31 protein-coding genes are annotated in these 25,719 nt (G+C 70.0%); 25 read left to right on the top strand and 6 right to left on the bottom strand.

What is annotated here, in order from left to right; translation table 11 throughout:
* Nucleotides 1-27 precede the first annotated feature (27 nt).
* A complete protein-coding gene (gene cutA, locus OG594_RS25645) occupies nt 28-345 on the top strand; it encodes a divalent-cation tolerance protein CutA (protein WP_266603604.1) in 318 nt (105 codons plus the stop codon).
* Here cutA and OG594_RS25650 read toward each other — a convergent pair.
* Entirely contained in the window at nt 342-1,625 is a 1,284-nt protein-coding gene (locus OG594_RS25650) for a helix-turn-helix domain-containing protein (protein WP_266603606.1), read from the bottom strand. The two genes, cutA and OG594_RS25650, sit on opposite strands and share 4 nt — an antisense overlap.
* Before the next feature lie 237 nt (nt 1,626-1,862).
* On the opposite strand from OG594_RS25650, the gene OG594_RS25655 reads away from it, so the two are divergent.
* The 6 genes from OG594_RS25655 (at nt 1,863) to OG594_RS25680 (ending at nt 5,783) form a co-directional block, all read left to right on the top strand.
* The gene (locus OG594_RS25655) at nt 1,863-2,090 is read left to right on the top strand and encodes a hypothetical protein (protein ID WP_266603608.1); all 228 of its coding nucleotides are present in this window, start codon (nt 1,863-1,865) and stop codon (nt 2,088-2,090) included.
* Nucleotides 2,091-2,285: 195 nt separating this feature from the next.
* On the top strand, nt 2,286-2,417 hold the full coding sequence (locus OG594_RS25660; RefSeq protein ID WP_266603610.1) for a hypothetical protein: 132 nt from the start codon (nt 2,286-2,288) through the stop codon (nt 2,415-2,417).
* A gap of 19 nt (nt 2,418-2,436) precedes the next feature.
* Nucleotides 2,437-3,621 (top strand): cupin domain-containing protein, encoded by a 1,185-nt coding sequence (locus OG594_RS25665; RefSeq protein WP_266603612.1) that lies wholly within the window; start codon nt 2,437-2,439, stop codon nt 3,619-3,621.
* On the top strand, nt 3,618-4,511 hold the full coding sequence (locus OG594_RS25670; RefSeq protein ID WP_266603614.1) for an aldo/keto reductase: 894 nt from the start codon (nt 3,618-3,620) through the stop codon (nt 4,509-4,511). The genes OG594_RS25665 and OG594_RS25670 overlap by 4 nt, the downstream gene beginning before the upstream one ends.
* The gene (locus OG594_RS25675; RefSeq protein ID WP_266603616.1) at nt 4,492-5,325 is read left to right on the top strand and encodes a hypothetical protein; all 834 of its coding nucleotides are present in this window, start codon (nt 4,492-4,494) and stop codon (nt 5,323-5,325) included. The genes OG594_RS25670 and OG594_RS25675 overlap by 20 nt, the downstream gene beginning before the upstream one ends.
* A gap of 44 nt (nt 5,326-5,369) precedes the next feature.
* The gene (locus OG594_RS25680; RefSeq protein ID WP_266603618.1) at nt 5,370-5,783 is read left to right on the top strand and encodes an NUDIX hydrolase; all 414 of its coding nucleotides are present in this window, start codon (nt 5,370-5,372) and stop codon (nt 5,781-5,783) included.
* 323 nt (nt 5,784-6,106) lie between these two features.
* On the opposite strand, the gene OG594_RS25685 is transcribed toward OG594_RS25680, so the two are convergent.
* Nucleotides 6,107-6,706 carry a hypothetical protein gene (locus OG594_RS25685; protein ID WP_266603620.1) on the bottom strand — a complete coding sequence of 200 codons (600 nt, stop codon included), beginning with the start codon at nt 6,704-6,706 and terminating at the stop codon, nt 6,107-6,109.
* A 133-nt stretch (nt 6,707-6,839) separates the two neighbouring features.
* On the opposite strand from OG594_RS25685, the gene hemL reads away from it, so the two are divergent.
* The 8 genes from hemL to OG594_RS25725 all read left to right on the top strand — a co-directional run bounded on the left by hemL (nt 6,840) and on the right by OG594_RS25725 (nt 15,097).
* Nucleotides 6,840-8,162 carry a glutamate-1-semialdehyde 2,1-aminomutase gene (gene hemL, locus OG594_RS25690; RefSeq protein ID WP_266603622.1) on the top strand — a complete coding sequence of 441 codons (1,323 nt, stop codon included), beginning with the start codon at nt 6,840-6,842 and terminating at the stop codon, nt 8,160-8,162.
* Complete coding sequence (locus OG594_RS25695) at nt 8,159-8,857, top strand: histidine phosphatase family protein (RefSeq protein WP_030008915.1); 699 nt, start codon at nt 8,159-8,161, stop codon at nt 8,855-8,857. Before hemL ends, OG594_RS25695 begins: the two co-directional genes overlap by 4 nt.
* A 187-nt stretch (nt 8,858-9,044) precedes the next feature.
* The gene (locus tag OG594_RS25700; RefSeq protein WP_266606579.1) at nt 9,045-10,280 is read left to right on the top strand and encodes a hypothetical protein; all 1,236 of its coding nucleotides are present in this window, start codon (nt 9,045-9,047) and stop codon (nt 10,278-10,280) included.
* Between the two features lie 78 nt (nt 10,281-10,358).
* Nucleotides 10,359-10,985: a TlpA disulfide reductase family protein gene (locus OG594_RS25705; protein ID WP_266603625.1), complete on the top strand. Its 627-nt coding sequence runs from the start codon at nt 10,359-10,361 to the stop codon at nt 10,983-10,985.
* Between the two features lie 4 nt (nt 10,986-10,989).
* Nucleotides 10,990-11,763 (top strand): cytochrome c biogenesis CcdA family protein, encoded by a 774-nt coding sequence (locus OG594_RS25710; protein ID WP_266603627.1) that lies wholly within the window; start codon nt 10,990-10,992, stop codon nt 11,761-11,763.
* Nucleotides 11,764-11,776: 13 nt separating this feature from the next.
* Nucleotides 11,777-13,489, top strand: coding sequence for a cytochrome c biogenesis protein ResB (locus OG594_RS25715; RefSeq protein ID WP_266603629.1), 1,713 nt, complete (start codon nt 11,777-11,779; stop codon nt 13,487-13,489).
* Complete coding sequence (gene ccsB, locus OG594_RS25720; protein WP_266603631.1) at nt 13,486-14,568, top strand: c-type cytochrome biogenesis protein CcsB; 1,083 nt, start codon at nt 13,486-13,488, stop codon at nt 14,566-14,568. Before OG594_RS25715 ends, ccsB begins: the two co-directional genes overlap by 4 nt.
* 25 nt (nt 14,569-14,593) lie before the next feature.
* Nucleotides 14,594-15,097: an SRPBCC domain-containing protein gene (locus OG594_RS25725; RefSeq protein WP_266603633.1), complete on the top strand. Its 504-nt coding sequence runs from the start codon at nt 14,594-14,596 to the stop codon at nt 15,095-15,097.
* Nucleotides 15,098-15,120: 23 nt separating this feature from the next.
* On the opposite strand, the gene OG594_RS25730 is transcribed toward OG594_RS25725, so the two are convergent.
* Nucleotides 15,121-15,585, bottom strand: coding sequence for a MarR family winged helix-turn-helix transcriptional regulator (locus OG594_RS25730; protein WP_266603635.1), 465 nt, complete (start codon nt 15,583-15,585; stop codon nt 15,121-15,123).
* Nucleotides 15,586-15,682: 97 nt separating this feature from the next.
* Here OG594_RS25730 and OG594_RS25735 point away from each other — a divergent pair, with 97 nt between their 5' ends.
* Complete coding sequence (locus OG594_RS25735; RefSeq protein ID WP_266603637.1) at nt 15,683-16,048, top strand: cupin domain-containing protein; 366 nt, start codon at nt 15,683-15,685, stop codon at nt 16,046-16,048.
* A gap of 287 nt (nt 16,049-16,335) precedes the next feature.
* Here OG594_RS25735 and OG594_RS25740 read toward each other — a convergent pair whose 3' ends face one another.
* Nucleotides 16,336-16,650, bottom strand: a complete 315-nt coding sequence (locus OG594_RS25740) for a PLD nuclease N-terminal domain-containing protein (RefSeq protein ID WP_266603639.1) — start codon at nt 16,648-16,650, stop codon at nt 16,336-16,338.
* A 91-nt stretch (nt 16,651-16,741) separates the two neighbouring features.
* Between OG594_RS25740 and OG594_RS25745 the strand changes: the two genes are divergently transcribed.
* From OG594_RS25745 to mqnP, 3 genes are read left to right on the top strand one after another with little or no spacing between them, the layout of a single operon-like run.
* A complete protein-coding gene (locus OG594_RS25745; RefSeq protein ID WP_266603641.1) occupies nt 16,742-18,199 on the top strand; it encodes a menaquinone biosynthesis decarboxylase in 1,458 nt (485 codons plus the stop codon).
* On the top strand, nt 18,196-18,687 hold the full coding sequence (locus OG594_RS25750) for a hypothetical protein (RefSeq protein WP_266603643.1): 492 nt from the start codon (nt 18,196-18,198) through the stop codon (nt 18,685-18,687). The genes OG594_RS25745 and OG594_RS25750 overlap by 4 nt, the downstream gene beginning before the upstream one ends.
* On the top strand, nt 18,684-19,607 hold the full coding sequence (mqnP, locus tag OG594_RS25755) for a menaquinone biosynthesis prenyltransferase MqnP (RefSeq protein WP_266603645.1): 924 nt from the start codon (nt 18,684-18,686) through the stop codon (nt 19,605-19,607). The genes OG594_RS25750 and mqnP overlap by 4 nt, the downstream gene beginning before the upstream one ends.
* A gap of 22 nt (nt 19,608-19,629) precedes the next feature.
* Here the strand turns inward: mqnP and OG594_RS25760 are convergent, their stop codons facing one another.
* Nucleotides 19,630-20,238, bottom strand: a complete 609-nt coding sequence (locus tag OG594_RS25760) for a rhomboid family intramembrane serine protease (RefSeq protein WP_266603647.1) — start codon at nt 20,236-20,238, stop codon at nt 19,630-19,632.
* Between the two features lie 86 nt (nt 20,239-20,324).
* On the opposite strand from OG594_RS25760, the gene OG594_RS25765 reads away from it, so the two are divergent.
* Nucleotides 20,325-21,014: a UbiX family flavin prenyltransferase gene (locus OG594_RS25765; protein ID WP_030009227.1), complete on the top strand. Its 690-nt coding sequence runs from the start codon at nt 20,325-20,327 to the stop codon at nt 21,012-21,014.
* Here the strand turns inward: OG594_RS25765 and OG594_RS25770 are convergent.
* Complete coding sequence (locus tag OG594_RS25770; protein WP_266606708.1) at nt 21,011-21,148, bottom strand: hypothetical protein; 138 nt, start codon at nt 21,146-21,148, stop codon at nt 21,011-21,013. The genes OG594_RS25765 and OG594_RS25770 overlap by 4 nt on opposite strands.
* A 123-nt stretch (nt 21,149-21,271) precedes the next feature.
* Here OG594_RS25770 and OG594_RS25775 point away from each other — a divergent pair, with 123 nt between their 5' ends.
* The 5 genes from OG594_RS25775 to OG594_RS25795 all read left to right on the top strand — a co-directional run bounded on the left by OG594_RS25775 (nt 21,272) and on the right by OG594_RS25795 (nt 25,690).
* On the top strand, nt 21,272-21,727 hold the full coding sequence (locus OG594_RS25775; protein WP_030009228.1) for an Lrp/AsnC family transcriptional regulator: 456 nt from the start codon (nt 21,272-21,274) through the stop codon (nt 21,725-21,727).
* A 60-nt stretch (nt 21,728-21,787) separates the two neighbouring features.
* The gene (gene mqnE, locus OG594_RS25780; protein ID WP_266603650.1) at nt 21,788-22,951 is read left to right on the top strand and encodes an aminofutalosine synthase MqnE; all 1,164 of its coding nucleotides are present in this window, start codon (nt 21,788-21,790) and stop codon (nt 22,949-22,951) included.
* A 100-nt stretch (nt 22,952-23,051) separates the two neighbouring features.
* Nucleotides 23,052-23,576: a GNAT family N-acetyltransferase gene (locus tag OG594_RS25785; protein WP_266603652.1), complete on the top strand. Its 525-nt coding sequence runs from the start codon at nt 23,052-23,054 to the stop codon at nt 23,574-23,576.
* 111 nt (nt 23,577-23,687) lie between these two features.
* Entirely contained in the window at nt 23,688-23,999 is a 312-nt protein-coding gene (locus tag OG594_RS25790; protein ID WP_266603654.1) for a DUF4229 domain-containing protein, read from the top strand.
* A gap of 371 nt (nt 24,000-24,370) precedes the next feature.
* On the top strand, nt 24,371-25,690 hold the full coding sequence (locus OG594_RS25795; RefSeq protein WP_266603656.1) for a dicarboxylate/amino acid:cation symporter: 1,320 nt from the start codon (nt 24,371-24,373) through the stop codon (nt 25,688-25,690).
* Nucleotides 25,691-25,719: the final 29 nt, after the last annotated feature.

Below are 25,719 nucleotides of genomic sequence, written 5' to 3' on the forward strand. Positions count from 1 at the left end.
TCACATCGGGCCAGGTACGTTGCCCCTATGGCTGACTTCTTGATCGTGATCACGACCGTGGACAATCAGGACGCCGCGCGGAAGCTGTCGCGCTCGGCGGTGGAGGCGAATCTGGCCGCTTCCGGGCAGGTGACCGGGCCTATCGAGACAACGTACCGGCACCTTGGAGAGGTCTCCGAAGGCACCGAGTTCCAGGTGACCTTCCGTACGGTCGGTGACCGGCGCGAAGCGTTGGAGAAGCACCTGGTGGACAACCACCCCTACGACTCGCCTGAGGTCATCGCGTTCACCATCGACGCCGGCCGCGCCGAGTACCTGGACTGGATCGCCCGGGCCACCCGCTAGCTCTTTGCGCGTTCCAGCAGCGCGCCGACCGGGGCGAGCGATCGGTGAGGCTCCAGCCGCTTGACCATCAGGCGGGCCCGCCCCATCGGTCTGATCGACGCCAGTCCTTCGGAGAGGTCGAGCACCCGGGCCGTGATCGTGGTCGCGTGCTCGATCTCGCCGGCGTCCAGGTAGGCCGCCGCCAGCCACGACAGGTACAGCGCCTTGTCGCGGGACCGGGAGTCGTCGTACCGGCCCAGGGCGTCCTCCAGTGCCGGGATTGCCCGCAGTGGGCGGTGCAGTTCCGACCAGCACCTGCCCGTCATGATCGCGATCTCGTCGCGGTCCACCCAGTAGGCCCAGTCGGGGCCAGGCTCGTCGCCGGGCTCGTGGATCGCTTCCTCGGCGAGGCCCAGGGCGTAGTCCGCTTCCCTGGCGTTCCCCGAAGTCGCGTGCTGCCACGCCAGCCGGTCCGCCAGCAGTGCCCGCACCACAGGCGCCGTCCCCGAGCTGAGCGCCTCGTACGCGGCTGTGGCGAACCGGATCCCGGAGCCGCCGCCCACGGTCCATTCCAGGTACGCCAGGAAGGCCAGCGAGTTGCCCTCCAGGGCGCTGTCCTCGGCCGCGCGTGACGCGGCCAAGGCGGTCATGTAGTGCCCGCGGGCCTCCTCGTACCGGCCCGCGTCGTACGCCGCCCAGCCGGCGAGTTGGGCCTGTTCGGCGATAATTCCGCGCAGCCCGCGGCCGGTCGCCTCGCTGTAGACCCCTTCGTCGGCCAGCAGGGTCGTGGTCTCCAGCTCCCGGACGTACATCTGGTAGGTGTCGCCGCCTCCCACGAAGTCGTCCAGGCGCCGGAGTCGGGCGGTGCGCTGGCTCAACTGCCTTGGAACACCCGCTCCGATCCTCCGTCCTGACGAGAGCAGGGAAGAGGGTTGTATGACTGCGATCCCGGCGCCGGCCGAGGCCGTCATGAATCCGCGGCGGTCGAACACTTCGTTCTCCTGGTCGGTCTGGTCTTTCTGCTCCTGTCGGCGAAGGCGCCGTGCGAGAGCGACGGCCCGGCGCAGTTCCTCCTCGGGTACGCCGAACTCCGCAGCCAGCAGCGCCCGCGAAGCCGGGTCCGGCAGCCGCTCGTGGGTCTCCCACCTGGACACCGCACCCTGTTCCAGCGGGTACCCCCGTCGTGCGGAGAGATCGGCCGCGAGCCCCTCTTGCGTGCGCCCGCCGGCCATACGCAGGCGCCGCAGCAACGGCCCGATCGGTTCCACGCCGTCGCCCTCGTTCGTGGTCATCATCGCCATCCCTCGACCGTTCGCAGAGCCCGGATCCCAGCGCGGCCATAAAACCTGGCCATGTCCCCGGAATGGCCATGCCTTCTGGCCCATCCGTCCAAACGCGTACGGCAGTTGACTGGTCACAGCCGCCCGGGAAGGGCGGCCTCCCCCTCGCAGCGGGCCGCAAGGCCGTACCCCATGTCGCACCTGCGGCCCGCTGCGTCCCCCGGAGCGAAGAGCCAGCCCAAGCCCAAGGAGAGAGCCGTGGCCCCTCAGATCCGTCCGCGCCAGCGTCAGACCGTGCCCGGCTGGGTCAGCGAAGGAACGCCGATCTTCGACCCGCTGGAGAACCGGCGGGGCATCGTCCAGTTCATTGGCGAGTACGAAGACGCGGCGAGCCGGGTCTCGTACGCGAACGCGGTCTTCGCCCGGCCCGAGGGCGGCGGAGTGGAGTGGGTGGTCAAGGATCCCTCCAGCTTGGAGCGCGGCTGAACCGCAGGGCCCCGTGGGGCTGGCGTCAGCGGCTCGCCGTTCTCCTCTACATCGTGGCCGTCAGCGCTGTGGTGGTCGCCTTGGCCGTCGCCGGCGATCCCGGCCGCTGACCCTGCGGATCCCCGCCCGGCACTACCCCCAGATTTCCCGCAGGAACCCCTGAGGGACACACCAAGCATCAGGAAGGAGTACGAGATGAACGAGAACGCTCCCACCGAGCAGGCCAGCGGTCTGCTGATCGGTGTCCGCCGGATCAAGGCGGCGCGGTCGCGCGCCGAAGAGGCTTCGGACAACACCGGTGGCAAGTCGGACATGAACGACACCTGATCGACCGAGGAGACCCACGGTGATTGATTCCGCATCGTGGGCGCAGCGTCTGGGCGGGGACACGTTCCTCGCCCAGACGTGTTTCCGCGCCCACACAGTGATCCGCTCAGATGGCGCCCCCATCCCTACGCTGCTGACCTGGGACGACCTCAACGAGATCATCGCCGCGCACCGGCTGGAGCCGCCCCGTATGCGGCTCTCCCGCGCCGGCGAGGCCGTGCCCGCCACGGCGTACTCCGTCCTGCGCACGAACCGGCGCGGGGTGTCCTGGTACCAGCCCCAGCCCGCCGAGTTCCACGCGCGCCTCGCCGAGGGCGCGTCCCTCGTCATCGACGCGATCGACCAGATCCACCCACCCGTCCGGGAAGCCGCCGCCGGACTCGAACGGTTCTTCCGGACCCCCGTCCAGGTCAACGCGTACGCCTCCTGGACAGCCGAAGAGGGCTTCGGCACCCACTGGGACGACCACGACGTCGTGGTCCTCCAACTCGATGGCTCCAAGCGGTGGAAGGTCTACGGCTCCACCCGCCAGGCCCCCGCATGGCGCGACGTCGAGGCCCCCGAGGCCCCGACGGGCGAGCCGATCGCGGACATCGTCCTGACGGCCGGCGACCTGCTCTATCTTCCGCGCGGCTGGTGGCATGCGGTGAGCGCAGATCAGGGCACCGCATCGCTCCACCTCACGTTCGGGCTGGCCACGCAGACCGGTGCCGAGTTCCTCGGATGGCTGTGCGACTACCTACGGACCAGCGCCACCGTCCGCTCCGACGTCCCCCGCTTCAGCACCCCCGAGGAGCGGGCGGACTACCTGGGTACCGTCCGCAAGGAGGTGTTGGCCGCTCTGGAGGACCCGGCAGTTCTGGACAGGTGGGAGAGGTCGCTGGACACCACGCACCCGGGTCAGCCGCGCCTTTCCCTGCCGCACCTGGCGGCCGTTCCTCCCGAGTCGGGGATCACCGTCCAGGTCACTGTGCCCCGCGCCCGGGTGGACCAAGACGCCGAGACGGTGACGTTCTCCGGCGCCGGGCGCGAGTGGGCCTTCGCGCTGCCCGCCGGACCGTTGCTTCGCCGCCTGGCCGGCGGCCAGCCGGTCACGCTCGGGGACCTCGCCGCCGAATCCGGCCTCACCGTTGGCCAGAGCGCCGAGGTCGTCTCGGCCCTGGTCGGCGGACAGGCCGCCGCCGTCATCGGGGCGACCAGGTGACCGCCGTCCTCGGGCTCGGGACGTACCGGGTGCGCACTGTCGAGGAGCCGGCGCGTACTGCGTGCTCCGACGGACGGGTGTGGCTGGACACCGCACCTAACTACGCCACGGCCCACCAGACGCTCGGCCCGGTCATCGCCGACCACTCACGCGCGATGGTCACGACGAAGACCGGGTTCTTCACCGGGCAGGAAGGAGCGACCGCAGTGGCGGACGGGGTCCTTACGCCCGAGGAAGCCGCTGTCGGCCACAGCCTCCACCCCGGCTTCACCCGCTGGCAGACCGATCGCTCCCTCGCTGCCCTGAGCCGCGCCGACATCGTGTTCGTCCACAACCCCGAGCACACCCACCAGGACCGTGCGGTTCTGCACGCGCGGCTGCGCGGTGCGTTCTCCGTGCTGGAGGAGTACGCCACCGCAGGCCGGATCGCCGGATACGGAGTGGCCACCTGGTCCGGCTTCCAGCACCAGGCATTCACCGTCCCCGAACTCCTCGGCCTGGCCAAGGAGGCCGCCGGATCGGGTGAACACCACCTCGGCGCCGTCCAGCAGCCGGTCAGCCTCGTCATGGTCCGCCCGATCGCGCTCGCCCTCGACGGGCGGGGCCCGCTGGTCCAGGCCCGCGCGGCCGGCCTGCTCACCTTCGGCTCCTCACCCCTGCATGGCGGCGAACTGCTGGACCTGGCCACACCCGAACTCGCCGACTTCATCCGCCCCGGCACCAGCTCGGCCGCTGCCTGCCTCCTGGCCGCTGCATCCTGCCCGAGCCTGGACGTGGTACTCCTGTCCGCCAGCACTCCGCAGCACTGGAACGCCGCCAAGGACGCCATTGCCTGCCCGCTCGAACCGGGCCAGCTCAGGAGGGTCACCGATGTACTCGCCCAAGGATGAGACCACCCAGGCCCGCATGGAGGAGGCCCTCGACGCCGCCGCCGCGCACCTGGAAACCGCCACGACGGGACGTGTGGCCTGGGGGTGGCTCGGCCGAACCATCGGCTCCCGCACCGACGGCGGCCACTGGCTCCGCGTCCACTGCGGCGAGGCTGCCAAGACCCCCGCCACCAGGAACGAGGGCATCGCGCTCGCCGAGGAACGGGTATCGGACAAGGTGCCCCGCCCGCACCTCCACGACCTGCACCGGTGGGAGGGTGAGGAGTACGTGTTCGAAGCCGAACTGATCGACTACATCGCCCAGCCCGTCATCTCCCCCGAAACGCCCGACCTCGCAGAGGACCCGGGACTGCCGGACTCCTGGTGGGCGACGCTGCGAGAAAGCCTGGACGCCCTCAGCACCGCCGAGCCGCCCCGCGAGACCATCCGGCAGTCCTGGGCGGACCGCGTGTTCCCCGAGTTCCTTGGCATCCCCGCGCCGACGATTACCGAACGCGTCACCGGCCACGCCGATCTCCAGTGGGCCAACCTCACCCACCACCCCCTCGTCATCCTGGACTGGGAACGTTGGGGCGCCGTCCCCGTCGGCTACGACCCGGCCATGCTCTACGTCAACAGCCTCCGCGTCCCCGCCGTCGCCGAACGCATCCGCACCGAGTTCGCCGACGTCCTCGACACCCCCGCCGGTCGAATCGGCGAACAGATTGCCCTCGCCGAAATGCTCCAGGCAGTCGGCCGCGGCTGGTACATGGAACTGGCTCCGCTGCTGCGCCAACGAGCTGAGGAAATGACGGGGGTTCGTCTCCCGGAGTAGGTCTCACGGTCCAATGACATCCTGGCCGTCCTGGAGGAGCAGACGTGACAGAACAGAACGCTGAGGAGCGACCGGGCATTGCCGTGGCCGTAGTGGTGCATGAGGGTCGCGTGCTCATGGTGCGGCGCCGGGTCAGCGAGGGCCAGCTCTCCTGGCAGTTCCCCGCCGGTGAGGTCGAGTCCGGCGAATCCCGCGAGGACGCCGCCGTACGCGAAACCCAGGAGGAGACGGGCCTGACCGTGGAGGCGGTCAAGCTCCTCGGCGAGCGGGTCCACCCGGCCACCGGCCGACTGATGTCCTACACCGCTTGTGAGGTGATCGGCGGCCACGCGCACGTCGCGGACACCGAAGAACTGGCCGCGCTTGAATGGGTTACCCACGCAGAGATCCCGCAGTACGTCCCCTACGGCCTGTTCGAGCCGGTGCAGGAGCACTTGGATGCGGTCCTGAGCCGCTGACGAGGGCGGCACAGGGCGCCGGGAGGAACCTGCGAGGCGCTGTGACGCCCGTGGTCCGGCACGAGCAGGGCCAGCTGACCGGACGGCGTACGGCCGGTGGTGGGAAGGGCTCCCGCCACCGGCCTCACGTTCCTGCATTGGAGTGGCCGCTTTCTAGTTCAGCCACCCTTCTTCGGTCAGCGACGGCGGGTTGGGTCACTCGCTGCCCTGGTCGTCGGCTGTGCGGCAGGGGCCGCAGGCGGGGTGCGCCGCCTGACGGCGACTTCTGAGCAAGATCGGGCAGCTGCCTGAAAGGAGCTGCCCGTGCACACCGAAAGACCAGGTCAGGGCCAGACGAGGCAGTACGGCTGGTGGCCGGCTTCGTGGAGGCGGTGGCTGAAGTCCTGCCACTCGTGGAGCAGCTGGTAGACGTTGAAGGCGTCGCTCGGGCCGCCGCGGTCCGGGACCGTGGACCAGATGAAGGCCGCCGCGCCCACCGATTCCTCGCCGATCCCGCGCAGCGGGTCGACCACGGTCATCGGGAGCTTGACCACCGCGTAGTCGGGGTGGAGGACGACCAGCTCCAGCGGGGGCACCTTGTGGAGGGGTATGCCTTCGATGCCGGTCAGGACCATCGCGGCCACCGTTTCCGGCTTGATCTTGGTGAAGAGGCCGCCCATGCCGAGCTCGTCGCCGCCGAGCTCCTCCGGCCGCATCGTGACGGGGACCCGGGCCGCCGTGGCGCCGTCGGGTGCGCCGAAGTACTTGTACGTCACTCCCATGCCGCGGCCTTTGGGCAGGTCTTCGGGCGGGGTGGTCGGTCCGGGGACGGCGTCGGCCGCCTCCATGCCGTGGCGGCGGTGCTTGCCCCGGCGGCGGGCCTCGCGGGCGCGCTGCGGATCGAGGCCGTCCGTACCCTCGCCCGGTCCACCACCGCGTTGCATATCTCCACCCGACTGGTCTTGCTCGCCCCGGCCCCGCGGCCCCCGCCACGCAGCCTGATCATCATGGCAGTGACCTCCCCCGCGGCGACGCGGTGAAACGCCCGCCCGCAAGTCTGTCGCGGCCTCTGAGACCATGGCTGGTGTGAGCTACCCGTACCCGTATGAAGCCCCAGTTTCGCAGACGCTCTTCGAGCGCGCCTCCCTCGTGACCCCCGGCGGCGTGAACTCTCCCGTGCGCGCCTTCCGCGCCGTGGGCGGTACGCCCCGGTTCATGGTGTCCGGGACCGGTCCGTACCTCACCGATGCCGATGGTCGTGAGTACGTCGACCTCGTGTGCTCGTGGGGGCCGATGATCCTCGGTCATTCGCACCCCGAGGTGATCGAGGCCGTCCAGGCGGCCGTCGCCCGCGGTACCTCCTTCGGTACGCCCGGTGAGGGTGAGGTGGCGCTCGCCGAGGAGATCGTCGCGCGCATCGCACCCGTGGAGCAGGTCCGCCTGGTCTCCTCCGGCACCGAGGCGACCATGTCGGCGATCCGGCTGGCCCGCGGGTTCACCGGTCGCGCCAAGGTCGTGAAGTTCGCCGGCTGCTACCACGGTCACGTGGACGCTCTGCTGGCCGCCGCCGGTTCCGGTTTGGCGACTTTCGCGCTTCCGGACACCCCCGGCGTGACGGGTGCGCAGGCCGGCGACACGATCGTGCTGCCGTACAACGACCTCGAAGCGGTACGGGCGGCCTTCGCCGCGCACCCGGGCGAGATCGCCTGTGTGATCACCGAGGCCGCACCCGGCAACATGGGTGTGGTGACCCCTGCCGAGGGCTTCAACCAGGGGCTCGCGGACCTTTGCCGGGAGAACGGCGCGCTCTACATCTCCGACGAGGTCATGACCGGTTTCCGGACCTCCCGCGCCGGCTGGTACGGGGTCGACGGGGTCAAGCCCGACCTGATGACCTTCGGCAAGGTCATGGGCGGCGGCTTCCCGGCGGCGGCCTTCGGTGGCCGCGCCGACGTCATGGGCCACCTCGCCCCCGCCGGTCCCGTCTACCAGGCCGGCACGCTCTCCGGTAACCCGATCGCCACCGCCGCCGGTCTCGCGCAGCTGCGCCTGCTGGACGCGGCCGCGTACGAGAAGGTCGACGCGGTCTCGAAGGAGATCCAGGGCCTGGTCGCCGGCGCGCTCGCCAAGGAGGGCGTGGCGCACCGGCTGCAGACCGCGTCCAACATGTTCTCCGTCTTCTTCACCGAGGACGAGGTGCGCAACTACGACGACGCCAAGAAGCAGGAGAGCTTCCGCTTCAACGGGTTCTTCCACTCGATGCTGGCGCAGGGCGTCTACCTGCCGCCGTCCGCGTTCGAGTCCTGGTTCGTCTCCACCGCCCACGACGAGAAGGCGATCGAGCGCATCGCGGCGGCGCTGCCGGCCGCCGCCCGAGCCGCCGCGGAGGCCACCGCATGAGCAGCAGCGCCACGCCCGCCACCCCCGAGCTGACCGTCGTGCACCTGGTGCGCCACGGGGAGGTGCACAACCCGGAGGGCGTGCTCTACGGGCGCCGTGACGGCTACCACCTTTCCGAGCTGGGCCGGCAGATGGCGGACCGGGTCGCCGAGCACCTCAAGGGCCGGGACATCGCCTACGTGGTGTCCTCCCCGCTGGAGCGGGCGCAGGAGACCGCGGAGCCGATCGCCAAGGTCCACGGCTTGGACCTGGCGACCGACGCGCGGCTGCTGGAGGCGGAGAACGTCTTCGAGGGCAAGACCTTCGGTGTCGGTGATGGCGCGCTGCGCAAGCCCGGCAACTGGAAGCACCTGACGAACCCGTTCAAGCCGTCCTGGGGCGAGCCGTACGTCGAGCAGGTGGTCCGGATGATGAGCGCGCTGGAGGCGGCGCGCGACGCGGCCCGGGGTCGTGAGGCGGTGGCGGTCAGCCACCAGCTGCCGATCTGGATCGTGCGCAGCTTCGCGGAGAAGCGCCGGCTGTGGCACGACCCGCGGCGCCGGCAGTGCACGCTCGCCTCGATGACGTCGTTCACCTTCCAGGGCGACAAGCTGGTGTCGGTGGGCTACAGCGAGCCGGCCCGGGACCTGGTCCCGGCCCATCTGCTGGCCGGGGCCAAGCCGGTGAAGGGTGCGTCCAAGGCGTTCGGCGCCTGATCGGGGTCCCGTTTCCCTGATCGGGTCTTGATCGACCGACTGTTACGGGGCGTTACGTTTCTGCCCAACTAAATAAGAGGTCGTGCGGGAATCACCGTGTCAGCTCGCATCTCCAATCTGATTGTCCGTTTATATGGGCTTCGGGTCGGTATGGGCGATTGACAGTGGGGACGGTGACGTGCGCGACATCAGGGGAGTCAGTCGGAGGGGGGTGCTGGGACTGGGGCTCGGTGCGGCCGCCGCGATGGGAATCGCGGGCTGCGGCTCATCGGACACCTCCGGTCCCGGCGCTCCCGGACCCGCCAGGAACCCGAAGAACCCGAAGCCCGGTGAGAAGCCGGCGGCCAGGCCCATCGGTGACGGCTCCACCGCCGACACGGGACCGCAGCCGAACCAGCCGGACGCGCCCGTGCCGCTCCAGCCGGGCGAGACCCCGCCGCAGTTCGTCGTCTTCAGCTGGGACGGCGCGGGGGAGATCGGCAACGGTCTCTTCCCGCGCTTCCTCAAGCTCGCCAAGGACCACGGCGCGGCCATGACCTTCTTCCTCTCCGGCATCTATCTGCTGCCCGAGTCGAAGCGGCACCTCTACCGGCCGCCGAACAACCCCGTCGGGGCCTCGGAGATCGGTTACCTCAAGGACGAGAACGTCCGCTCCACGCTCGCCTGCGTCCGTCAGGCCTGGCTCGACGGGCACGAGGTGGGCACCCACTTCAACGGCCACTTCTGCGCCGGCTCCGGCTCGGTCGGCCGGTGGACGCCGGACGACTGGCAGAGCGAGATCGACCAGGCCGTGTCGTTCGTCACCAACTGGCGCACGAACACCGGATTCACCGACCTCGACCCCCTGCCCTTCGACTACGGCAAGGAGCTGAAGGGCTCCCGCACCCCCTGCCTCCTCGGTCGGGACGGCCTGCTGCCGACGGCCCGGCGGCTGGGCTGGCGCTACGACTCCAGCTCTCCCGGCGGCCTCCAGGTCTGGCCGGTGCGCAGGTCCGGGGTCTGGGACCTGCCGTTGCAGTCCCTGCCGTTCCCCGGGCACTCCTTCGAAGTCCTCTCGATGGACTACAACATCCTCGCCAACCAGTCGAAGAGCACGACGAGGGGCGTGCCCGCCAACTACCCGGGCTGGCGCACCCAGGCCACGGCCACCTACCTGGGCGGCTTCCGGCGGGCCTATGAGACCAACCGCGCGCCCCTGTTCATCGGCAACCACTTCGAGGAGTGGAACGGCGGCATCTACATGGACGCCGTCGAGGAGGCACTCAAGGGCATGGCGGACAAAAGGGATGTACGGCTCGTTTCCTTCCGGCAGTTCACCGACTGGCTGGAGGTCCAGGACCCCAAGGTGCTCGACCGGCTCCGGGGCCTGGGCCCGGGCCAGCCGCCGGCCGGCGGCTGGAGCGCGTACATGACCGCCGCCTGAACCATTGCCTGACCAGCGCATTGACTCCCGGCCGGGGGGTGCGGAAAATCCGCGAATTGCTCATGCGAAACTTTTCACATGAGCCTTAGCCGCGCCCCCCGACGCCGCTCACCCAGCGGCCGCGCCCTCCTGCTGACCGCGGTGACCGTCGCCGGCGCCCTCACGCTCACGGCGTGCAGCGGTTCGGACAGCGGCAAGCCGACCGGTACCGGCGGCAACTACGTCACGGGCGCGAGCGGCATCTCCACCGTGTCCAAGGCGGACCGCGTCGAGGCCCCCAAGCTCGACGGCGAGACCGTCGACGACGGGACCCTCGACACCACCACGCTCAAGGGCAAGGTCGTGGTCCTCAACGTGTGGGGCTCCTGGTGCCCGCCGTGCCGCAACGAGGCCAAGTACTTCGCCCAGGTCTCCAAGGAGCTGGCCGACGCCGGCAAGGACGTCGCCTTCGTCGGGATCAACACCCGCGACAACAGCAAACAGAACGCGATCACCTTCGAAGAGGACTACGGGATCACCTACCCGAGCCTCTATGACCCCGCCGGAAAGCTGATGCTCCGCTTCCCCAAGGGCGCGCTCAACCCGAACGCCATCCCCTCCACGATCATCCTCGACAGGGAGGGCAAGATCGCCGCCCGCACCCTGGCCCCGATCAACGACGAGCAGCTGCGTTCGATGATCGACCCCGTCCTCGCGGAGCAGTGACCTCGTGGTCGAGTACCTCCTCGCCGCCGAGGCCACGGGTGTGAACGAGACGGTCCTGAACGGCGCACTGTTGCTGGCGCTGCCGATCGCGCTCCTCGCGGGACTCGTCTCCTTCTTCTCGCCCTGCGTCCTGCCGCTCGTCCCCGGCTACCTCTCCTACGTGACCGGCGTCAGCGGCGCCGACCTCGCCGAGGCCCGCCGCGGGCGGATGCTGGCGGGCGCGCTCCTGTTCATCGCCGGCTTCACCGCCGTCTTCGTCTCCACCGGTGCGCTCTTCGGCTTCTTCGGCCAGACCCTCAAGGAGAACACCGAGATCATCTCCCGCGTCCTGGGCGGCGTGGTGATCCTCATGGGCCTCTTCTTCATGGGAGCGATCCCCGGCCTGACGATGCGGGAGTTCCGCTTCCACCGGAAGCCGACGGCGGGCCTGCTCGGCGCGCCGCTGCTCGGCGTGCTCTTCGGCGTCGGCTGGACCCCCTGCATGGGCCCGACCCTCGCCGCCGTCAGCACGCTCTCCCTCGACCAGGCGAGCGCCGGCCGCGGCGCCCTGCTGACGGTCGTCTACTGCCTGGGCCTCGGCGTGCCCTTCATCCTCGCCGCGCTCGCCTTCCGCAAGGCGCTCGGTGCATTCGGCTGGGTGAAGCAGCACTATGCATGGGTGATGCGCATCGGCGGCGGCATGCTGATCCTCACCGGCCTGCTGCTCGTCACAGGTTTGTGGGACAGCATCGTCACCGACATGCAGAGCTGGACCCAAAGCTTCACGGTGGGGATCTGAGGAACCGACGGACATGAGTACGACAGACGAAACGTCCACCGAGACGTCGCCCGAGCCCGCACCGGCGGACCCCGCCGAGACCGCGGCCGGCTCCCAGCTCTCCACCGCACCCGTCGAGGACAGCGGCCCCGTCGGCATCGGCGTGATCGGCTGGGCCCGCTGGTTCTGGCGGCAGCTCACCTCCATGCGGGTGGCGCTGATCCTGCTCTTCCTGCTGTCCCTGGGCGCCATCCCCGGCTCCCTCGTCCCGCAGACCAACGTCGACGCGATGAAGGTCGCCGAGTGGAAGCGGGACAACCCCTCCTGGGTGACAGTCGCCGACAAGCTCCAGCTGTTCGACGTCTACAGCTCGGTGTGGTTCTCCGCGATCTACCTGCTGCTGTTCATCTCGCTCATCGGCTGCATCGTGCCGCGCTCCTGGCAGTTCGTCGGCCAGCTCCGCGGCCGCCCGCCGGCCGCCCCCCGGCGCCTGGACCGGCTGCCCGCCCACACCACCTGGCGCACCGGCAAGACCCCGGACGAGGTCCTCTCGTACGCGCGCACGGTGCTCCGCGGCAGCCGCTTCCGCACCGAGGCGGGCGAGGGCCACGTCGCCGCGGAGAAGGGCTACCTCCGCGAGGCCGGGAACCTGATCTTCCACGTGGCGCTAATCGTGATGCTGGTGGCCTTCGCCTGGGGGCAGTACTTCAAGTCCGAGGGCGGCAAGCTGGTCCTGCGCGGCACGGGCTTCTCGAACACGCTCACCCAGTACGACGACTTCAAGTCCGGCACTCTCTTCGACGCGGACGACCTGCCGCCGTTCAGTTTCACGCTGGACCGGTTCGACGCGACGTACGAGATGACCGGCCCGCAGCGGGGCACCCCGCGCGACTTCAAGGCGTACGTCACCTTCTCGGACGGCGCCCACGGCGCCCCGCAGAAGCGCGAGATCCAGGTCAACAAGCCCCTGGAGGTCGACGGCTCCAAGGTCTACCTGCTCGGCCACGGCTACGCGCCGATCATCTCGGTGACCGACCCCACCGGCAAGGTGATCTTCAAGGACGCCGTGCCGATGCTGCCGCAGGACGCCAACCTCACCTCCACCGGAGCCGTCAAGGTCACCGACGGCTACAAGGACAAGGACGGCAAGAAGGAGCAGCTCGGCTTCAACGCCGTCTTTGTGCCGAGCTTCGCCGGCGAGGGCATGGGCACGATGTTCTCGCAGTTCCCCGCCCTCCTGAACCCGCAGCTCATGCTGAACGCCTGGCACGGCAGCCTCGGCGTGGACTCGGGTCTGCCGCAGAACGTCTACCGGCTCACCACCACCAAGATGGAGCCCTTCAAGGACGAGTCGGGCCAGCAGTTCAAGCAGAAGCTGGCGCCCGGCGACACGATGACCCTGCCGAACGGCGCGGGCACCGTGAAGTTCGAGGGCATCGAGCGCTGGGCCACCTTCTCCGTCACCCACCAGCCCGGCAGCGGCCTCGCCCTCGCGGGTGCGATCGCCGCCATCGCGGGCCTGGCCGGATCGCTGTTCATCCAGCGCCGCCGGATCTGGGTCCGTGCGGTGACCGGCAAGGACGGCGTGACCGTCGTCGAGATGGCGGGCCTGGGCCGCAGCGAGTCCACCAAGCTCCCGCAGGAGCTGGCGGAGCTCGCCGCCCAGCTGCACCAGCAGGCGCCGAGCGTGCCCGCTGCACTAGCCGAACCACGTGTTGAAGAAACCCCTGAAGGAGAGCGCGGATGACGCCGCTCGCAGCCGCAGCCAACGAGAACCTGGCTGAGATCAGCAACTACCTGATCTATTCGTCGATGGCGGTCTACATGTTCGCCTTCTTCGCGCACATCGCCGAGTGGACCTTCGGTAGCCGCAGCAAGGTGGGCCGCACGGCCGCAGCACTGACGGGCGCCGACGCGGCCGCGGCCCCGGCCGTGCAGGTGCGCGGCAAGGGCGGCGCCACCGCCGTACTGGACCGGCCCAAGGTCACCACCCGCTCCGCCGCCGGCACCCGCGACGTCCCGGACGGCCCCGGCGCCGCCGGCGGCACCGTGCAGGGCGACCTGTACGGGCGGATCGCGATCTCGCTGACCGCGCTCGCCTTCCTCGTCGAGGCGGCCGGCGTGGTCGCCCGCGCGCTGTCGGTGCAGCGGGCCCCCTGGGGCAACATGTACGAGTTCTCGATCACCTTCTCCACGGTGGCCGTCGGCGCGTACCTGGTGCTGCTCGCCCTGAAGAAGAACGTCCGCTGGCTCGGCCTGATCCTGGTCACCACGGTCCTGCTGGACCTCGGCATCGCCGTCACCTGGCTCTACACCGACAGCGACCAGCTGGTCCCGGCCCTGCACTCGTACTGGCTGTGGATCCACGTCTCCACCGCGATCTTCTGCGGCGCCGTCTTCTACATCGGCGCCGCGGGCGCGGTCCTCTACCTCTTCCGGGACTCCTACGAGAGCCAGCTGGAGGCGGGCCGCACGCCGGGCAAGTTCCGCTCCTCGGTGCTGGAGCGGCTGCCCTCGGCGGCCTCCCTCGACAAGTTTTCGTACCGCATCAACGCGGCCGTCTTCCCGCTGTGGACCTTCACGATCATTGCGGGCGCGATCTGGGCCGGCGACGCCTGGGGCCGCTACTGGGGCTGGGACCCCAAGGAGGTCTGGTCCTTCGTCACCTGGGTGGCCTACGCCTGCTACCTGCACGCCCGCGCCACCGCCGGCTGGAAGGGCCGCAAGGCCGCCTACCTGGCGCTCTTCGCCTTCGCCTGCTGGATCTGGAACTACTACGGCGTGAACATCCTGCTCAGCGGCAAGCACTCGTACGCGGGCGTCTGACCGGCGGGAGTGGGACGCTGGTGGCATGTCCCTCGTGAGCCATGCCACCAGCGAGCAGCGCGGCGAGGACCACTGGCTGCTCCGCTTCGAGCTGCACCTGCCGCACGCCTACGCGGCCCTGTGGCCCGCCCTGACCACGCCGGACGGGCTGCGCGGTTGGCTGGCGGCGGCGGACGTCCTGGAGCGCAGGCTCGGCGGGGCGGTCACGCTGCGCTGGCTGAACACCGGAACCGTGGTGACCGGGCGGGTCACCGCCTGGGACGTGGAGCGGGTCGCCGAGTACACGGTCGCCGAGCAGGGGCGGATCCGCTTCCACCTGGAGCCGGTCGGGACCGATTCGACCGTGATCCGGTTCGTGAACGAGCGGGCCGGGACGGAGGACGAGCGCCTGGACTGCCTGGCGGGCTGGCACGAGCACTTCGAGCTGCTGGACTCCGCCCTGGCCGGGCGGCCGGCGGACTGGTCCACCTGGACGAACATCCGCTGGGCGACCCTCCGCGAGGCCTACGCCTCCCTCGCCCGCGCGTAGGCCGTCCCTTTCGGCCTGGACCCTCACCACACCGGGCGCAGCGGCGGGAGTCCGCCCTCTCCGTGGAAGGTGCGCACGACCTCGCCGAGCCCCTCGCGCAGGGCGGTGAGGTCGGTGCCGCGGCCCAGTTCGGCCTCCAGCTCGTGCAGGATCCGGCCCGCGACGGCGAGGTGGTCACGGGCCGCTTGGGTCAGGACCACCAGCTTGCGGCGGCCGCCCCCGGGGTGCGGCTCGCGGCGGACGTAGCCGCGCTTCTCCAGGTCGTCGACGATCTGTCCGGCGGCCTGTTTGGTCACCCCGAGCCGTTCGGCGAGCTCGGTGGCGGTGGCGCCGTCGCGCTGGAGGGCCTGGAAGGCCATGCCGTGCACCGGCCGTAGGTCCGGGTAGCCGGCCTCGGCGACGCGCCGGGTGAACTCCCCGAGCAGCGTCTGGAAGCCCAGGCCGAGCAGGAACAGCAGCTCGACGCCCTCGTTCTCGTCTCTCGTCACGCAAATATGGTGACACGGCTGGGTCAAGCTGCTTTACTCACTCGAAGTAAAGCAGCTTTACTCGCATGCCCCGAGAAGACGAGGACCCGCCTTGCACGTGATCAGCGCTTCCCCCGAGAACGTCACCGCCACCCCCAACGCCACCATGACCGGCTTCGCCGCACCCAGCCGCGGCAGCTCCGAGCTCAGCAGCTGGCACGTGGCCATGCCCGCCGGCAGCACCGGCCCCGAGCACTCCGTCAGCCGCGAGCAGGTGTGGACCCTGACCGCCGGCTCCCTGGAGGTCACCTGCGCCGGCCGCACCGAGAAGGTCACCGCCGGCCAGACCCTCGTCCTGCCCCCGGACGCACTGCGCCGCATCCACGCCGCCGAGACCTTCGAGGCCCACGTCGTGATGCGCGCGGACGGCGCGGTCTCGGTCCCGGGGGAGGAGGGCACCCGCGTACTGCCGTGGGCCCGCTAGGAGACCCGTGACGGAAGCGCTACCTCCGCGTCCGGACTCCGTCACGGAGCCCCGGCGCGGGGTCCGGTGTGATCGCCGGTCGGACACGCTGAGCGCAACCGCCGCGCAAGCCCTGCGCCCGACGGCGCTCGTCGGCGGGCTCGCGTTGCTCGCCGCGACCGTGTTCTGCCTGGTCCAGGTGGTGCGGGAAAGGCGATCGAGGTGATCCCGCGGCACCCCGCGGACCCGGAAGGGACGGCCTGGCCCTGGTCCTGGTCCTGGTCCTGGCCCTGCTCCTGGCCCTGGTCCTAGCCCTGGTCCTTGTCCTGGTCCTTGTCCTTCTTCTCCTGCTCGTCGCGCAGCGACTTCAGGAACTCCGGGTTGTCGTCGGGCGCCACCCACTGCGCCCGGCCCGCCCGGCGCGCCCGGCCCCCGCCCGAGGCCGCCCGTTCCTTGCCCGCGAACAGCCACACGACCGGCCCCACGATGGAGAAGAGCAGGATGATGATCACCCAGACCACCTTGGGGAGGTGCTTGACCTCCTGCTCCGGAGTGTTCAGGCAGTCGATGAAGGCGTAGATGGTCAGCGCGAGGATCAGCAGGAACGGCAGATAGCGCAGCACGGTGTGGGACCGACTCCCAGTCAGTGACGGGGGGCCCGCGTCAGGGCCCCGGTGACGCCTCCAGGGTAGTTGGTGACGGATACTGACCCCTATGGCTTACGACGATCTCCGCTCGCTGCTCCGGGCTCTGGAGCGGGAGGGCGACCTCAAGCGCATCAAGGCCGAAGTCGACCCGTACCTGGAGGTCGGGGAGATCGTCGACAGAGTGAACAAGGCGGGGGGTCCGGCGCTCCTCTTCGAGAACGTCAGGGGCTCGGCGATGCCGCTGGCCATGAACGTCTTCGGCACCGACCGCCGCCTCCTGAAGGCCCTCGGCCTCAAGTCCTACGGCGAGATCAGCGAGAAGATCGGCGGCCTGCTGAAGCCGGAGCTCCCCCAGGGCTTCATCGGGGTCCGCGAGGCCTTCGGCAAGCTCGGCTCGATGGTGCACGTGCCGCCGAAGAAGGTGAAGGGCGACTCCGCGCCCGTCCAGGAGGTCGTCCTCACCGGCGACGACGTGGACCTCGACCAGCTCCCGGCCCTCTTCACCTGGCCCAAGGACGGCGGCGACTTCTTCAACCTCGGCCTCACCCACACCAAGCACCCCGAGACCGGCGTCCGCAACCTCGGCCTCTACCGGCTCCAGCGCCACGACAAGCGCACCATCGGCATGCACTGGCAGATCCACAAGGACAGCCGCAACCACTACGCCGTCGCCGCGGCGAAGGGCGAGCGGCTGCCGGTCGCGATCGCCTTCGGCTGCCCGCCCGCGGTGACGTACGCGTCCACCGCGCCGCTGCCGGGCGACATCGACGAGTACCTCTTCGCCGGCTTCGTCGCGGGCAAGCGGATCGAGATGGTCGACTGCAAGACGGTCCCGCTCCAGGTCCCGGCCAACGCGGAGGTCGTGATCGAGGGCTGGCTGGAGCCCGGCGAGATGCTCCCGGAGGGTCCCTTCGGCGACCACACCGGCTTCTACACCCCGCAGGAACCCTTCCCGGCCCTGAAGATCGACTGCGTGACGATGCGCAGGCGTCCGCTCATCCAGTCGATCGTCGTCGGCCGGCCGCCGACCGAGGACGGCCCGCTCGGCCGCGCGACGGAGCGGTTCTTCCTGCCCCTGCTCAAGATCATCGTGCCGGACATCGTGGACTACCACCTCCCGGAATCGGGCGGCTTCCACAACTGCGCGATCGTTTCGATCGACAAGAAGTACCCGAAGCACGCCCAGAAGGTCATGCACGCCATCTGGGGCGCGCACATGATGTCGCTGACCAAGCTGATCATCGTGGTCGACAAGGACTGCGACGTCCACGACCTGCACGAGGTCTCCTGGCGGGCGCTGGGCAACACCGACTACTCCCGCGACCTCACCGTCGTCGAGGGGCCGGTGGACCACCTGGACCACGCCTCGTACCAGCAGTTCTGGGGCGGCAAGGCCGGTATCGACGCCACCAAGAAGCTGCCCGAGGAGGGCTACACCCGCGACGGCGGCTGGCCCGACATGGTCGAGTCCGACCCGGCAACCGCCGAACTGGTGACACGACGTTGGAAGGAGTACGGCCTGTGAGCCCGATCGCCATGGGCGGTCCCGCCCTGTTCCTCGGCGACGACACCCCCTGCGTGGCGCTGGTGCGCCCCGAACTCGACGTGAACGACCCGGGGCTGCGCCTCGCGGCCGAGCGGGCCGGGGTCACCCCGGAGGAGTTCGCCGGGGAGTCCGGCATCTGGCAGGTCATGGCCGACCGCACGGACGGTGAGGGGCGGACCTTCGAGCTGCCCGAGCTCACCGACGGCGAGGCCGCGGTCTTCGCGGACGAGCTGTTGTACGCGCTGGCCGGCAAGGGCGACGCCGAGCTCGAACTGGCCGACGGCAGCATCGTCGTCTCCGTCACCCCCGCCGGTGACGACCGGGTCTCCCTGAGCGCCCGGGTCGTACCGCCGGCCGGCTCCGAGGAGCCGGGGTCGCAGACCGGACCGCTGGACGTGGAGCTCGGCACGCTTGCGGTCGCGGAGGTCCGCGCCCACGTCGTCGAGTTCCACCGGAGCGTCGCGTGACATCGGCCGCGGAGGGGGTCCTCGGTCCCGGGCCCGCCGCGCCGCAGGTCGGGAAGGTCAAGGCCTTCCTGAGGCTCGTGCTGATCGAGCACTCGGTCTTCGCGCTGCCCTTCGCCTACATCGCGGCGTTCACCGGCATGTTCCAGCTCGACCGGCGCATCCACTGGGGCGTCCTGCTGCTCGTCACCATCTGCATGGTGGGGCTGCGGACCTTCGCGATGGCCGCCAACCGGATCATCGACCGCGAGATCGACGCCCGTAACCCGCGGACGGCCGGCCGTGAGCTGGTCACCGGTGCCGTGTCGGTCCGCGCGGCCTGGACCGGAGCCGGGATCGCGCTCCTGGTCTTCCTCGGCTCGGCGGCGCTGCTGAACCCGCTGTGCCTGGCGCTCGCGCCGATCGCCGTGATCCCGATGGTGGTCTACCCGTACGGCAAGCGGTTCACGAACTTCCCGCACGCCATTCTCGGTCTGGCCCAGGCGATGGGCCCGGTGGGGGCCTGGCTCGCGGTCACCGGCGAGTGGTCCTGGGCCGCGGTCGTCCTGGGCCTCGCGGTGGGCGTGTGGATCGGCGGCTTCGACCTGATCTTCGCCTGCCAGGACGTGGCCGCGGACCGTGCGGAGGGCGTCAAGTCCGTCCCGGCCCGCTTCGGGGTCCCGGCCGCCCTCTGGGGCGCGCGCGGCGCGCACGTCGTGACCACGGCCCTGTTGGCCTGGTACGCGCTGGCGACCGACGCGGGCGTGCTGTTCTGGGCCGGCCTGGCGGTCGTCGTCGCCGCCTTCCTCTACGAGCACACGATCGTCAAGCCGCACGACCTGTCCCGCCTGAACCGGGCCTTCTTCACGGTCAACGGCTTCATCGGCATCGCCCTCTTCGTGTGCGCCCTGGCCGATCTGGTGGCCCGCGGCCTGACCTTCTGAGGGGCGCGGGACCCCTCCGTCGTCAGCCCGTGAGGGCCGGCTGGCGAGGGGCCGGGCGGCGGAAGTACAGGGCCGTCACGATGCCCGCGACCAGGCCGCACAGGTGGCCCTGCCAGCTGACGCCCGTGTTCGTCGGGAGGATGCCGACGACGATCGAGCTGCCCCAGACGGCGGCGACGCCCACGGCCACCGCGATGCCCAGCGCCTTGCGCTCGACGAAGCCGCGTACGAGCAGGTAGCCGAAGAGACCGAAGACGACGCCGGAGGCGCCCAGCGTCAGGGTGCCGGACGGGGATATCAGCCAGGTGCCGAGGCCGTCGGCCAGCACGATCAGGCCGCACACCGCGAGGAAGCGGCGGATCCCGGACAGGGCCGCTATGAAGCCGAGGACCAGCAGCGGGACGCTGTTGGCGGCGACGTGGTCGAAGCCGAAGTGGAGGAAGGCCGCGGAGACGACGCCGGTCAGGCTGTCCGGGTCGCGGGCGACGATCCCGTACTGGTCGAGGGCGTGACCGGTGGCGTAGTCGACGGCTTCCAGGGCCCACAGCAGGGCCACCCAGCCCAGCATCAGCTTGGCCGCCGCCTTGGCCCGGTCGGCCTGCGTCCAGCTCGGTTCCACCGTCGTGCTCATCTTTTCCCCCTCGCCGCGTCCCGTCACGGGAACGTCCCGACACCTTACTGAGTGCCCATCGGTGGTGGCCGGATAGTCTCGGAGGTATGACTGAGCGCAAGCGCACCCCGTGGGTGGTCGGGGTTTCCGGGGCGTCCGGGACGCCGTACGCGGCGGCGGTGCTCCGCGGGCTGCTGGCCGCGGGGGAGAGTGTCGACCTGGTGGTGAGCCGCGCCTCCCGGCTCACCCTGCTGGACGAGACCGGGATCGCCTTCCGCGACGCGCACTGGCGCGAGGACCTGGGGGAGTGGCTGGGGCGCGGAGCCGACGGGAAGCCCGGGACCTTCGCGCGGCCGGAACTGGACGACGTCCGGTACTGGGGTGCGGGGGACCTGGCGGCGGGCCCGAGTTCGGGCTCGTACCCGGTCAAGGGGATGCTCATCGTCCCCGCGTCCACGGCCTGTGTGGCGGGGGTGGCGCTCGGACTGTCGAAGGACCTGCTCCAGCGCGTGGCGAGCGTGACGCTCAAGGAGCGGCGCCGGCTGGTGGTCGCGGTGCGGGAGACCCCGCTGAACGGGCAGACGCTGCGGCATCTGGTGGCGCTGGACGAGGCGGGCGCGATCGTGCTGCCCGCCTCTCCGGCGTTCTATACGGGTGCGACGCACATCCAGGATCTGGTGGACTTCGTCGCGGGGCGGGTGCTGGACGCGGCAGGCGTGCCGCACCAGCTGTACCGCCGTTGGGAGGGGGAGCTGGGAGGCTCCCGTACTCCCCGGGAGGCAAGCGCCGGTGACTAGGCCTTCTTCTTGCGGCCGAGCGGCTTGCGGGCCTTGTCGATGCGGTGGGCGGCGGCGGGCTGGTGGGCACGGGATCGGTTGGCCAGCTCCTGGAGCTCCCGCATGTGTGCGTAGGCCATCTCGATCGTGAACACGGTGAACCACTCCTGAAGATCGTCATTGATCAGCTGAAAGATTTCACAGGGTGTTGACCCTGTGTGCCTTAGATTCTATACCTAGACTTGCAGGATCGCCGAATAATGGAAGGCTCCACGTAAATGGACACGGTGGACAGGCAGCTCATCCAGGCACTCCGGGAAAACGGCCGTGCCTCGTACGCGGAACTGGGCCGTCTCGTGGGCCTCTCCGGCCCCAGCGTCACCGACCGCATCAACCGGCTGGAGACGGCCGGCGTCATCACCGGCTACCGCGCGACGGTCGACTCCGCCTCGCTGGGCCTCGGCGTCACGGCGCTGATCGGCATCTCCCTCTCCGACGCCGCGGACCACGAGGACGTGGCCCGGCGGCTGCGCGACCTCGCGGAGATCGAGGACTGCTGGTTCATCGCGGGCGACGACTCCTTCATGCTGAAGGTGCGCGCCAACGACGTGGACGGCCTGGAGAAGATCATCCGCAAGCTCTCCGGCACCAAGGGCGTCTCGCGCACCCGCACCACCATCGTGCTCTCCACCAAGTGGGAGAACCGGGTCGGGGAACTTCCCGAGGAAGCCTGAGAGTACGGTTGACCAGGGTTCGCAGGACAGGCAGAGGCATCTAGAGGAGGCGACCGGCACATGGACGCTGGGCTCAAGCGTGAGCTGGAGGAGAAGGTCCGCTCCGGCGAGCGGCTGACCCGTGAGGACGGCATCGCCCTCTACGAGTCGGACGACCTGGCCTGGCTCGGTGGCCTCGCCCACGAGGTGCGCACGCGCAAGAACGGTGACGTCGTCCACTTCAACGTCAACCGGCACCTCAACATGACGAACGTGTGCACCGCCTCGTGCGCGTACTGCTCGTTCCAGCGCAAGCCGGGCGAGAAGGACGCGTACACGATGCGCATCGAGGAAGCCGTGCGCCTGGCCAAGGCCATGGAGAACGACAACCTCACCGAGCTGCACATCGTCAACGGCCTGCACCCGAACCTGCCGTGGCGCTACTACCCGCGCTCGCTCTCCGAGCTGAAGAAGGCGCTGCCGAACGTCTCGCTGAAGGCGTTCACGGCGACCGAGATCCACCACTTCGAGACGATCTCGGGGATGTCGGCCTCCGACATCCTCGACGAGCTGATCGAGGCCGGCCTGGAGTCGCTCACCGGCGGCGGCGCGGAGATCTTCGACTGGGAGGTCCGCCAGCACATCGTCGACCACCGCACCCACTGGGAGGACTGGTCGCGCATCCACCGGCTGGCGCACGAGAAGGGTCTCAAGACCCCCTCGACCATGCTGTACGGGCACATCGAGGAGCCGCGCCACCGCGTGGACCACGTGCTGCGGCTGCGCGAGCTCCAGGACGAGACCGGCGGCTTCCAGGTCTTCATCCCGCTGCGGTACCAGCACGACTTCGTGGACATGCAGGACGGCAAGGTGCGCAACAAGCTCCAGGCGCGCACGACGATGGCGACCGGCGCCGAGGCGCTGAAGACCTTCGCCGTCTCGCGACTGCTCTTCGACAACGTGCCGCACGTCAAGGTCTTCTGGGTGATGCACGGCGTGCAGACCGCCCAGCTCGCGCTGCAGCACGGCGCGGACGACATGGACGGCTCGGTCGTCGAGTACAAGATCACGCATGACGCGGACAACTACGGCACCCCCAACAAGCTGGGCCGTGACGATCTCCTGGACCTGATCCGGGAAGCGGGCTTCCGCCCGGTCGAGCGCAACACGCGCTACGAGATCATCCGCGAGTACCCCGGTCCGGACGCGGGCCTGCGCGAGACCCCGCAGGCGATGCGCGTCTGACGGCCCGTCCGACCTGCTCCAGGTGAGTGGAACCCCGGCCCGTGGGCCGGGGTTCGGCTTTTTCTGGACGAGTCGATCAAGTAATAGATAAACTTGCCCTATGATCCTTACGTTCGCCCTGGATCCGGTGGTCGACCCCTCCTTGCGCGAGGGGGTCCTGGCGCTGTGGGCCGACGTCTCCAACGCGGGGGGCGCCGTGGGCTTCGTCCCCCCGGTCACCCCCGACGACATCCGCCCCTCGCTCGACAAGCACCTCGTCGGCGTCGCCGACGGGAGCTGCCGCCTGCTGGTCGGGCACGACGGGGACGGGGCGGTCGCCGCGACCGCGTTCCTCACCCTCAACGCGCACCGGCTCCAGCTCCACTGGCTGTGGGCCTACACGGTGATGGTCCATCCGCGGCACCAGGGCAAGGGGTACGGGCGCGCGCTGATGGCCCGGGTCGAAACCGCGGCCCGCTCCATCGAGGGCATCGACGCGATCCGCCTCGGCTGCCGCGGCGGTCTCGGCCTGGAGCACTTCTACGCCTCCTGCGGCTACAAGGAGGTCGGCCGCGTCCCCGGCGCCGTCCGGGTGGCCCCGGGCGACGACCGCGACGACATCACGATGCTGCTGCCGCTGCACTGACGTGCGGCCGGGCCCGCCGCCGGACCCCGGAGGGCGGGGGCCCGGTTCCGGCGTGCTTCACTGGACGGGCACCACCAGCCACCGGACCACGACGAGAGAGAAGGGGTCACCGTGTCCCTCAAGCCGAGCGCAACGATCCGCTACACCGCGATGCGCCTGGGCATCTTCGTCGGATGCCTCGTCGCCGTCGCGGGCCTCGTCCGGCTGGGCTGGGTGCCCGCAGGGCTCGGGGAGGCCAACGCCGCCTGGGTCGTGTTGCTCGCCATCGTGATCTCCGCCCCGCTCTCCTTCGTCCTCCTGCGCAAGCAGCGCGACGAGATGTCCACGCAGATCTCCGGGCGCGTCGCGGGTGCGAAGGAGCGGCTCGCCGCGAACCGCAGCCAGGAGGACCGGGCGGACGACGCGGCGCGGGTGACCCCGTAACGCCCCAGTTGGCTTCATCACACATCGAACCGCCCCAGCACCGGGTATACCGCCCGTATCGCTGGGGCGGTGGTGTTTTCCGGGCCGGCGCAAGAGGGCCTCGCGCGCCGTTGTCTCAAAGCACCCCTTTGAGATTCTCAAAGGGGAAGTGTTAGCGTGTTCAACATGTTGACCACAGTTGCGCACCCCATGATCGCGAGCGTTCCGCTCGCGATGCGCCTGCACGTCGACCTCTGCCGCCGCGCGCCCGCGGCCCGTTGCTGTTGAGCTGAATCGATACAGCAGCCGTCCCGGCCGGCCCTTCTGGCTGCTGCCGCACCGCTTCACCACCGCAGTACTTCCCCCCTGTCTTCGTGCGCCACCTCCGGAGAGTGTCCGTGTCCGCGACCCCCCAGGCCCCTGCCAAGGCCTCGTTCAAGTTCCCGTTCTGGGCCCAGATCGTCGCCGGTCTCGCCCTCGGTGTCCTCTTCGGCTGGATAGCCCGCAGCTACGACGTCAGCTGGCTCGCCACCACGCTGGAGAAGACCGGCGACATCTTCGTCCAGCTGCTGAAGCTGGCCATCGCCCCGCTCGTCTTCTTCGCGATCCTGGTGTCGATCACCAACCTGCGGAAGGTGAACAACGCGGCGCGCCTCGCCTCCCGCACCCTCCTCTGGTTCATGATCACCTCGCTGATCGCGGTCGGCATCGGCATCGCCATCGGCCTGCTGACCGACCCCGGTTCCGGCACCGGCCTCACCGCCGCCGACGGCAAGGACCCGAAGAAGACCGGCTCCTGGATCGACTTCCTCACCGGGATCGTGCCGACGGACATCGTCACGCCGTTCACCGAGCTGAAGGTCCTTCAGATCGTCTTCCTGGCCGTCGTCGCCGGTATCGCCGCCCTCCAGATCGGCGCCAAGGCCAAGCCGGTCCTCGACCTCGCCGAGTCCGCCCTGGAGCTGCTCCAGAAGGCCCTGTGGTGGGTCATCCGCCTCGCCCCGATCGGCACCGTCGGTCTCATCGGCACCGCGATCGCCACGTACGGCTGGGACCTGATCGGCAAGTACGCGACCTTCACCGCCGACGTCTACATCGGCTGCGCCCTCGTGATGTTCGGCGTGTACCCGCTGCTGCTCGCGACGGTCGCCAAGGTCAGCCCGCTCCAGTTCTTCAAGGGCGCCTGGCCCGCCATCCAGCTGGCCTTCGTCTCCCGCTCCTCGGTCGGCACCATGCCGGTCACCCAGAAGGTCACCGAGCGCCTCGGCGTCCCGAAGGAGTACGCCTCCTTCGCCGTTCCGTTCGGCGCCACCACCAAGATGGACGGCTGCGCCGCGATCTACCCGGCGCTCGCCGCCATCTTCATCGCGCAGATCTTCGACGTGCAGCTCGGCATCAAGGAGTACCTGCTCATCGTCTTCGTCTCGGTCATCGGCTCCGCCGCCACGGCCGGTCTGACGGGCGCCACCGTCATGCTGACGCTGACCCTGTCCACGCTGGGCCTGCCGCTCGCGGGCGTCGGCCTGCTGCTGGCCATCGACCCGATCCTGGACATGATGCGCACCGCCACCAACGTGGCCGGCCAGGCCCTGGTCCCGGTCATCGTCGCGGCCCGCGAGGGGATCCTGGACAAGGAGGCCTACGCCTCCGCCTCGGCCTCCTCGCTGGACGAGCCCGCCCCGGCCGCCGAGCCGGTCGTGGTCGCGGCCTGACCCGCACCGCACACCGCGCACCACCTGCC

The organism is Streptomyces sp. NBC_01214 (genome assembly GCF_026340975.1).
Classification (GTDB): domain Bacteria; phylum Actinomycetota; class Actinomycetes; order Streptomycetales; family Streptomycetaceae; genus Streptomyces.